We start from the raw sequence: 9,530 nt of genomic DNA on the forward strand, positions 1-9,530 counted from the left end.
TTTCAATGCTTTATTTATATATTCTATATATCTATCTAATAATTCAAATATTTTATAACTCCTTAGATAGTTTGTTGTGCATTTTTCACTATGATATAGCTTTAAATTCTATAACTATCTCCAAATATCCATTTTCTGATTCTGCCATTATAGTTCCATCCATTTTTTCCGTTAATAATTTTACAATAGCTAGTCCTAAACCTGTTCCCTTTTTACTTCTAGACTTATCTTCCATGTAAAATCTTTCAAAAATTCGTTCAGTATTAATATCTTCAGTAAGTCCAATGCTATTTTTAATCTTAATTTGTATACTATCCTTTTTTACAAGAGATATTTTAACATCCTTAGTTGAATATTTAACTGCATTTGAAATGAGGTTTTGCATTATACGACGGAACATTTTTTCATCTGCACATATAAAACAAGAATTATCTGGAATATTAAACTCTAAATTCAAATTTGCTTTTTCCAACATTTGGATATTTTCTAAAATAATATCTGATATTAAATTACCAATATTAATCCGATTAAAACTTAAATCTGTTTCATTAGATTCTAATACTGCTAATTCAAAAAAAACATCTACTAAATTTTTTAGCTCATAGGATTTTTTAGATATTATATTTAAATTTCTTCTTTGAAATTCATCAATTTCGCTTTTTTCAAGTAATTGTATATATCCAATTATTGAAGTAAGGGGAGTCCTAAAATCATGAGATATGTTTGCAATTGACTCTTTTAACCTTGTCTCATGGTCAATTACATTTCGTCTAAGTTCCTCTTCACTTTCAATTTTTCTATTAAATTCGGCCGCTAATTCTATAATATCATTATTAATTAAAGAAATTGAAAGATACTTGTTTGACTCACCTTCATTCATTTCTTTAATTTGCAATAATATATATTTAATTTGTCTCTTTAAACTATAGAGTGCTGCAACTAAAAAAATAATAATAGCACTTGCTAAAAATAATAATAAATTCATTTACAGCCCTCCTTTTATCTTATTGCTCCCACATGTAACACTCCCGTGATTTTGCAAGGTTTGGTATAAAACGAGTGATACAATCTTAGATTAACTCATCTAACATTCAAATGTTCGAAAGAATATCACCTAAATGAAGATTCATTCTATATTACTTTAACTCAACTTTTCTGAATAAAAGATAAGATGTCCCTAATAAAACAAAAATCACAATAAAGTTTGAAACAAGTATGTTGTTTAATTGATTTGATGTAAGTGCATCATTAATAATAACTCTTGCTTGGCTATGAACTGTTAAATCGTAAATATTTTTTATTATAACACTCTTTTGGCTTAGTGAAGCCAAAAGAGAAACTCCTAAAACAAATGTTAAAATAGATACCCCCATTGTTTTTGCAACATCCTTAAATAAGAAAGCAAAAAATATCCATAGACTTGAGCAGCTAACATCTAATATCATTCTAAGAAAAACTGTTCTTAATATATAAATAGCTGTAGAGGTATTAAACACTTCTCCCCATCCATTTAATATTGTGTTTATAATTATACTAGTTATTGGATATAACAACATAATAATTTCTGTTGCTATAAAAAGTACAATTGCCTTACTAAAAAAGACGCTTAATCTACTATTTCCTGCTGTGATTTCTTGATTAATAGTTCTATTTACAAAATCCGTACCTATAGATAGTCCAGCAAAAATTGCACTTAATACCATAATTGTAGCAATATCTGAAATGCTATATGTAAAAGCTTTTTTTCCTGTTATTGAACCATTGTTTAAAACTATAACTAATTCAGCACCTATAGTAATAAGTAAAATTAAAATGAATGGCTTACTATGTTTTAACTTATAAAACTCTAATTTTAATAGATTAATCATTGAATTTACCCCCTATCAACTGCACAAAATAGTCTTCTAAACTATCTCCCAAAATGGTAATTTGCATAATAATTAATCCATTCTGAGAAAGTATAGATGATACTTCACTAACTTTGTCTAGATGATCATACAATTTAATAGTTCCGTCATCCATAACCTTAAAGTTAGATGTATTTAAATTATTTTCTATAACAGTAGTTGCAAGAGGCACATCATTGACTTTTATAGCAATATGCTTTTTGCACTTCTCGTCTAATTGCCCTAATGTAATATTCTCTAGAATTCTTCCCTTATCTATTATAATATAATTTGTTGCTAGCTGATAAAGTTCTGATAAAATATGGCTTGAAATTATAATTGTTATTCCCTTTTTTTCATTAAGATTTTGTATTAAATCTCTTATTTCTATAATTCCCATTGGATCCAACCCATTAATTGGCTCATCCAAAATAAGAAGTTCTGGATTATTTAAAAGTGCCATGGCAATTCCTAATCTTTGCTTCATACCAAGTGAAAAGTCTTTAACTTTTTTTCTCCCAATCTTGTCTATTCCTACTAACTTCAGTACTTTTTCTATGTTTTCTTTATTAGGAATACCCCTACAAATTCTTTCTGCCTCTAAGTTTTCATAAGCAGTCATAGATGAATATAATGTTGGTCCCTCTATTAAACTTCCAATTCGTTTTCTCTGTTTTTCTAATTCCTTTATTCCTTTTTTAGAAAACAGTTCAACTTCTCCACTTGATTGAAATGAAAGTCCTGTTAAAATTCGTATTAATGTTGTTTTCCCAGCACCGTTTTGTCCAATAAGTGCATAAATTTTACCTTTTTCTATAGAAAGATTCACATTATCTAATACTAGTGTATCTCTATATCTCTTATTTAAATTTTCTGTTTGTACTAATATGTTTTTATTCACTTTGATTCCCCCTTCAATGATTATAGTTTAATATTCCTTTCTAAAGGAAATCTAAAATCAATTCTAAAGAAAATCTAAAGTTTATATAATCTATATCCTAATCCCCAAATCGTTTCAATATACTTTTCGTCATTATTTGCTTTCTTTAATTTATTACGTAGGTTACTCATATGTGTATTTAACGTATTATCATCACTAAAATATTCTTCATTCCATACACTTTCAAATAAATTTGACTTTGAAAAAACTTTTTCCTGATTTCTTAATAATAATTCAAGAATTTTATACTCTTTTGAGGTTAAACTAATTTCAATACCATTTACTACAGCTTGCTTACTCACTGTATTTAGTTCTATATCTTTATAGGTAACTATCTCCATATTTACACTTACACAAGACTGTAATTCACATCTTCTTATATTACTTTCAACTCTTGCTACAATTTCTTCTAAATCAAAGGGTTTTGTAAGATAATCATCAGCTCCAAGCCTTAATAAATCTATCTTAGTTTGCGTTAACCCCTTAGCTGATATTATAATAACTGGCACCGATGAAATCATTCTTAGTTCTCTTAAAACTTCATCTCCACTTTTATATGGCAGCATTAAATCTAAAATAATTAAATTAAAATCTTTTGTTTTAGCTAAAGATATTCCATCAATGCCTGTAAATGCTACTTCTATGTCATACCCACTTTGTTCAAGTATATTGCACAGCAAATTATTTATTTCTCTGTCATCTTCTACCACTAGAATTCTTTTAGCCATTATTAATCTTTAGTCAGATAGTTTATTATAATCACTATCCACTAAAGTTTCACCACCTTCCACTTTATAGGCCTTTTATTGTATATAAATTTATTTTTTAACAATAAAATTATAACACAATATCTATTGTAAAGTTTTTTAAATACATTTATAGTTTAATATTCCAATATAAATAATCCTTATAATCTGTTCTATATCTTGTTATATTGTTAAATCCATAGATTTCGGTTTCTATCCATTAAATATATAATCACTTAATATCTTCCTTTACTAATCCAATCTTTTTTCCACTTTAACTATTACTTTTATTTTCTTTTATTCTTATGGACTAAATTTTCATATCCTTTCCAATTGTTATGAATAACATATATTTGCTTTATGTCAAACATTAAATTGCAATTATATGTTATTTTAAATATATTTTTATTAAAATTAATAATTTTCAAAAAAATTTCAGTTAATATTATATGAATATATACTTATACAGCTTGTTTAATTGTATATTTTTTATTTATAATATTGATTTAATAGGGTAAAAATAGATTTAAACACAAATTAGGAGGATTTCTAATGAAAAAATTTCTATTATTCTTTACCCTTATTACTTCCATGTTGTTTGTAGGATGTGATAATATAATGCCAACCTTTAATGAAAAAACTATGGAAACTTATAAAATACCTAGTAAAGAAGTACTTACAGCTGATGAATCTATTAAATTGCTTAAAGAGGGTAACATTAGATTTTTGAATGATAAATCTATAGTAACCAATGTATCTAGCGAAAGACGTAATTCATTAAGAAATGGTCAATACCCATATGCAGTAGTTGTATCTTGCTCTGACTCAAGAGTTACTCCAGAACTTATATTTAATGTAGGTCTTGGTGAAATATTTGATATTAGAATTGCAGGTAATGTAGTAAATTCTGATGCCTTAGGCTCAATTGAATATGCTGTATCCTATTTAAACTCTCCTTTAATTCTTGTAATAGGCCATGAAAATTGTGGCGCTGTTGAAGCTGCTTACAATAATGTTAAACATAACGTGAAATTTCAGGGAAACATAAATTCTATAATTAAAAAGATAAAACCTAGTGTAAAAGAAACAAACTCATTAGACGAAGCTATTCACAAAAATGTAGAAAATGTCGCCTTAGAAATTAAGAATAGCCCAATTATAAAAAAATTAGTAGAAGAAAATAAAGTTGCAGTAAAAACTGCTTACTATTCCTTAGATGGAGGAGTAGTTATAAATGATTAATTATTATATGTATTTCTAATACACACAATAGTCTTAAATTAACTTATATTCTTTTAAAAGCACATATTCTTATAAAAATATGTGCTTTAATCTCTATAAAATTAATATACTAACTTAATTGAATTATACTCAACGCTGCACCAGCACTATTTGCCAGTAATGTAGCGATACCTAATAATCCGAAAAGTTGTAGTGAAATTGTATCACCTGAAGTAAGATTTATTATAATATCATTATTAAAGACTGATGCTGCTACAGCTGGAGCAACTGTTGATGCCAATAACGCTGAACCATTTCTTAATATTCTAGAACCCAGTAATAATCCTGCCTGAAGGTTAACTTGATAAGTTATATAATAGTTTCCTGTGTTTGGAACTGTAAATACTTGATTCGCTCCATTTACTGTAATTCCCGATAAATCTTGACTGTTTGGGAGTGATACTAAAGTACCTGCAACAATTACTGCTATAGTTCCCCCACCAGTGTTTGCTGCAAATCCAAATGAAGGAATTGGTCCTGTAGCTCCAGTTGCTCCTGTAGCTCCTGTAGCTCCTGTGGCTCCGGTTGACCCAGTTACGCCTGTGTTTCCTGTAATTCCTGTTCCTCCTGTTGCTCCGGTAACTCCTGTAGCTCCAGTTACCCCAGTTTCTAATATTAGCAAGTTCGCCTTTACATTGGTAGCTTGTCCAAATACCACAAATTGAGATCCACCTGATGAATTTTTTAAAGACAATGTTATTGGAGCTGTTAATACATCAATTAATGCCTCTCCACTTACTTCTCCTGTTTTCATTGATGAGCTTCCTGCAATATTATCACCTTGTGAAGTTGTAAGCGTAAATGATACTTGTCTTGGTCCTATTGTAGTTTGAGTAGCTACCGACCAAAATATTGTATAACTTCCAACTGCACTTATTGTTACTATTCCAGTTAATGAATCATAAGATATATTATCACTTATATCTATTATTTGAGTATCAAATATTACATTATTCCCTTGATTTACAGTTCCTGCTGCAACTCTTTGAACTTGTAATCCAATCTGACTCATTGAAATGATCTCCTCCTTATAAGTTTCAACTAAGTCTCTTAATGCATGAACACTTGAAATATATTTATATATTTTAATAATCTTCAAAAATTTATTTTCTAAAACACAATTTTATTAAATTTATAAAATTATTCTTATAGTTTTGATTTTTAATAATATAATTTGTATATCATTTATATAAAACTCTCTATTTTCATAATATGCTTAATTAGTTTTATGTTTCATTAAATACTATAAGAACTTTCTTATAGTTAATAAATAATAGACTTTTAATACTTCTAAATTAGTGGTATCACATTTATTAAATAAGTTTAATACTAACAACAAATTTTCTAGGCTAAAGTAAAAACACCATACTAAAACATGATGTTTTTTACTTTAGCCTAGAAAATTTCATATGATAATATTTTTTAATTATAAAGTTATTTGTAAAATTGACCTTGAATAGTTATATTTCCAATTATAGAAGAAACATTTGAGTGTATTACTACTCTAATATATTTGCTGAAAAAATATGCAGTTGCTGCTTTATATCCTCCAGGCTCAATACTTATTATCTCTTCTGTTGGCATATAGTCTACACAATTTGTACTATTCTCTAACTCAAACTCTACAGTGCCAGGCCCATTATTTTTAAAAAATACAGTATATAACTTTAAATCTCCTACGCAAATTGGCTTGCTACAATAAATTCTTTCACAGGTGTTAACTTTAATTACCTTTTGAAAAAAATTTGATTTTTTGTAGTTAGAACACTCTTTAGAATCATCACATTCTTCTGATAATACAACAAGCTTTATCCCATCATTTTTAAACATTTTGCCGTTTATTATTGCTAGCTCTTCTTTAAATTCATTTGTTGTTAATAAAATACCACTTTCATTCGAAGTCTCATAAATATTTTCATTAATCCATTCTGTTATATCAATTATAGTCATACTATTTTTATAGTATTTTTTTCTAAATAAGCATTTCTTAAAGTTAATATCAAGTTTGGTATTCCAGTTGATTTCATTTAAATCTCGTATATTATTATCTATTTTAAAGCCTTGAAGAATCCCATCATATCCTTCATTGGAATCCATAATAGGAATATATAATACTGCCCTTTTTACATTTAAATTTCTCGGTAGTTTATCTAAATTTAATAATATATATACTCTATTATAGTTACCAAATTTATCCTTTCCAACTTTTATATTGCAAGGATTCAAAATTTGTTCATTTGGGTTTTTAGAAGATATTTGAACTGTCTTAATAGGACAAATATATTTTTCATATTTCAAAAAAATCACCTCATCATTTGGAAATTTATACTAAATAAAAATATAAAATCTCTGAACATTCCTTGTCTATAACTTCAAATTCTTTTATGGATCTTATAACTTCTTCGACTGCTAAATCATTATAATTGTTTATTCTATATAATTTAGCCAATTCTAGTAAAACTTTATCAGATTCTATATAGTTTAGTATATTTAAAATTTTTTCAAATGCTAATACCTCCTTTGCTTTTAAAATAATCTCTAGAAGTTTAATACTCTCTTTTAATACTTGTTCTGTATTTTCTGCAATTGTAGGTGATTCCCCTGTTTTATATACAAAATAAATTCCTAAAAGAGATTTTTGAATATTAACATTCTTTATTGATATTATTTCCTCTAAGTTAATTGGCTCTTCTAATAATAACTTAGCTATTATTATATTAGATTCTACTTCATCATAATATAATGAGCTACTTGGAATTTTCTTCAAAATATCTATAGCTTCTTTATAACGGTTTGTATATATTAGATTTTTTCCTATCTCTTTTAGAACTCTATCAGAATTTTCTATTTTTTGTGCTTTCATTAATAACTGGAGTGAATAATCATATATAGAACAATTACTCAACACTAGTGAAAATAGTATCAAATCATTAACACTATCTAAATTAAAAAACACCTTCATATTTTCCACTATTTTTTCATTATCATTGTATATGCTTGTATATGCAGTCGCTAGTTTATAATAAACTAAAGGATTTTTATTATTAGTTTTTATGCTTTTTTCATAATTTATTATTGCTTCTTCATAATCTTTTAATAGTAAATAAATATCCCCTAAAGCAAAATAACTTCTAAAACTTCCACAACCATTAATAAACATAAAATCAGAATCATTGTCTCCAATATCTAAGCATTTATTAAATTGTTTAATTGCTAGTGTATATTTTTTTTGTTTTTGATGCAAATATGCCTTATAAAAATGTAAATCCGTACTATTAGGGTATATATTTAATGCACTTTCTATTTCTCTTAATGCTATGTCATATCCACCTAATTCTATATAACAGCTTATTCTTTTTATAATAAGCTTGTTTGCATATCCGCTTTCAATTTGTATATTATTATAAGCTATATTATAATAATGCAAAGCTTCTTCTAAGTCTCCTAGAGCTAAATACTCATTTCCTAAATTAAAATTATGAAACGGATTGTTTGGATTCTTTTTAAGTTCTTCCTTTATTATAGGTATATTCCTTTCCCTTTTATTTTTTTCCTTGACTACTGATTTTAAATATCCATTATGATGGATTCTTATATCTTCTAATTTAAATCTACTATGGTCAGTCTCTCTATATTTATTGAGTATTTGCTCATGAATTGCCCCTTTAAACTCATACTCTCCATTATTCTTAATAAGCCTTATATTAGAGTTGTAAATATAGTCATTTTTATTATTTTCTATCACATAACTTAAAGTTTTAAAAAAATACCCATCAAATTCACCATTATTAATCAAATCTTTAAATTTTTGTTTATCCCTTTCTTCAAATACGTCATCTGCATCCATAATTAATATCCATTCTTTGGTAGCTTTAGATAAAGAAACATTTCTTGCTTCAGCAAAATTATTGGTCCATGTTGTAGAAAAAACTTTTGCATTAAATTTTTTAGCTATTTCAACTGTATTATCTGTAGATCCAGTATCAACTATTATCATTTCATCAACTATATCTTTAACACTATCTAAACATGTTTTTAAAAAATTTTCTTCATTTTTTACTATCATGCACAAACTTACAGTAGCTCTTTTCTTCATAAATATCCTCCTAATTAAATTGATTACATATTATTAAAATTTTTCAGCATAATTTCTAAGCATATTAATTAAATACTCACGATATGCTAACAAACATATCGCGAATATTTTTATTAAAGTAGTAATAGTATTTATTGTTTTTAACTTCTAGCAGTATAATAAACCTCGAAATCAGTTGGTGTTGTTGTTGCTTCATAGAATAGTCTCATATAATTTGAATATAACGAAGTTATTATTATTGCTTTATCAGTTGGAGCTATCACGGTGTCATTTTGGTTTGGATCTGGAATGAAATAAGATTCTACTGTTGTTGGTGATATCTCTAATCTAACAGTAACAGTATCCGCAGAATTATTTACAACAAAATATGAGAATTCACTTGTTAAACTTGTATTTTGAGGGAATATTCCCCCTGAAGTAATACTTGATGCTACAGTAGTCTCTGAAGTTGTTAATAATCCTATAATTGCTACGCTATCTGTTGCTCCACTTAAGTTTCTGATATCTAAGTCTAGAGCTGTTACTGTTACTGAATCATTTGATATTAATACGCTATCTGTTACTCCACTTAAATTTCTGAT

At 26.8% G+C, this 9,530-nt stretch carries 9 protein-coding genes; 1 reads left to right on the top strand and 8 read right to left on the bottom strand.

Annotation, left to right across the window (positions count from 1 at the left end; translation table 11 throughout):
- Nucleotides 1–88 precede the first annotated feature (88 nt).
- The 4 genes from BM119_RS16450 to BM119_RS16465 form a co-directional block, all read right to left on the bottom strand.
- Nucleotides 89–985, bottom strand: coding sequence for a sensor histidine kinase (locus tag BM119_RS16450; protein WP_090042819.1), 897 nt, complete (start codon nt 983–985; stop codon nt 89–91).
- Nucleotides 986–1,136: 151 nt separating this feature from the next.
- Nucleotides 1,137–1,868, bottom strand: a complete 732-nt coding sequence (locus BM119_RS16455) for an ABC transporter permease (protein WP_090042820.1) — start codon at nt 1,866–1,868, stop codon at nt 1,137–1,139.
- Nucleotides 1,861–2,787: an ABC transporter ATP-binding protein gene (locus BM119_RS16460; protein ID WP_090042821.1), complete on the bottom strand. Its 927-nt coding sequence runs from the start codon at nt 2,785–2,787 to the stop codon at nt 1,861–1,863. Before BM119_RS16460 ends, BM119_RS16455 begins: the two co-directional genes overlap by 8 nt.
- A 74-nt stretch (nt 2,788–2,861) precedes the next feature.
- Nucleotides 2,862–3,554 carry a response regulator transcription factor gene (locus BM119_RS16465; protein WP_090042822.1) on the bottom strand — a complete coding sequence of 231 codons (693 nt, stop codon included), beginning with the start codon at nt 3,552–3,554 and terminating at the stop codon, nt 2,862–2,864.
- A gap of 570 nt (nt 3,555–4,124) precedes the next feature.
- Between BM119_RS16465 and BM119_RS16470 the strand changes: the two genes are divergently transcribed.
- Complete coding sequence (locus tag BM119_RS16470) at nt 4,125–4,814, top strand: carbonic anhydrase (RefSeq protein ID WP_090042823.1); 690 nt, start codon at nt 4,125–4,127, stop codon at nt 4,812–4,814.
- A 109-nt stretch (nt 4,815–4,923) separates the two neighbouring features.
- Here BM119_RS16470 and BM119_RS20045 read toward each other — a convergent pair whose 3' ends face one another.
- From BM119_RS20045 to BM119_RS20050, 4 genes are all read right to left on the bottom strand, one after another.
- A complete protein-coding gene (locus BM119_RS20045; RefSeq protein WP_177199467.1) occupies nt 4,924–5,865 on the bottom strand; it encodes a BclA C-terminal domain-containing protein in 942 nt (313 codons plus the stop codon).
- A 422-nt stretch (nt 5,866–6,287) separates the two neighbouring features.
- Nucleotides 6,288–7,151: a DUF6385 domain-containing protein gene (locus BM119_RS16480; protein WP_090042824.1), complete on the bottom strand. Its 864-nt coding sequence runs from the start codon at nt 7,149–7,151 to the stop codon at nt 6,288–6,290.
- Nucleotides 7,152–7,176: 25 nt separating this feature from the next.
- Nucleotides 7,177–8,949: a glycosyltransferase gene (locus BM119_RS16485; RefSeq protein ID WP_090042825.1), complete on the bottom strand. Its 1,773-nt coding sequence runs from the start codon at nt 8,947–8,949 to the stop codon at nt 7,177–7,179.
- Nucleotides 8,950–9,089: 140 nt separating this feature from the next.
- A partial coding sequence (locus BM119_RS20050) for a DUF6385 domain-containing protein (protein ID WP_090042826.1) occupies nt 9,090–9,530 on the bottom strand: 441 nt, incomplete at its 5' end.

Origin of the sequence: Clostridium frigidicarnis (assembly GCF_900111985.1) — a bacterium.
GTDB lineage: Bacteria > Bacillota > Clostridia > Clostridiales > Clostridiaceae > Clostridium_Z > Clostridium_Z frigidicarnis.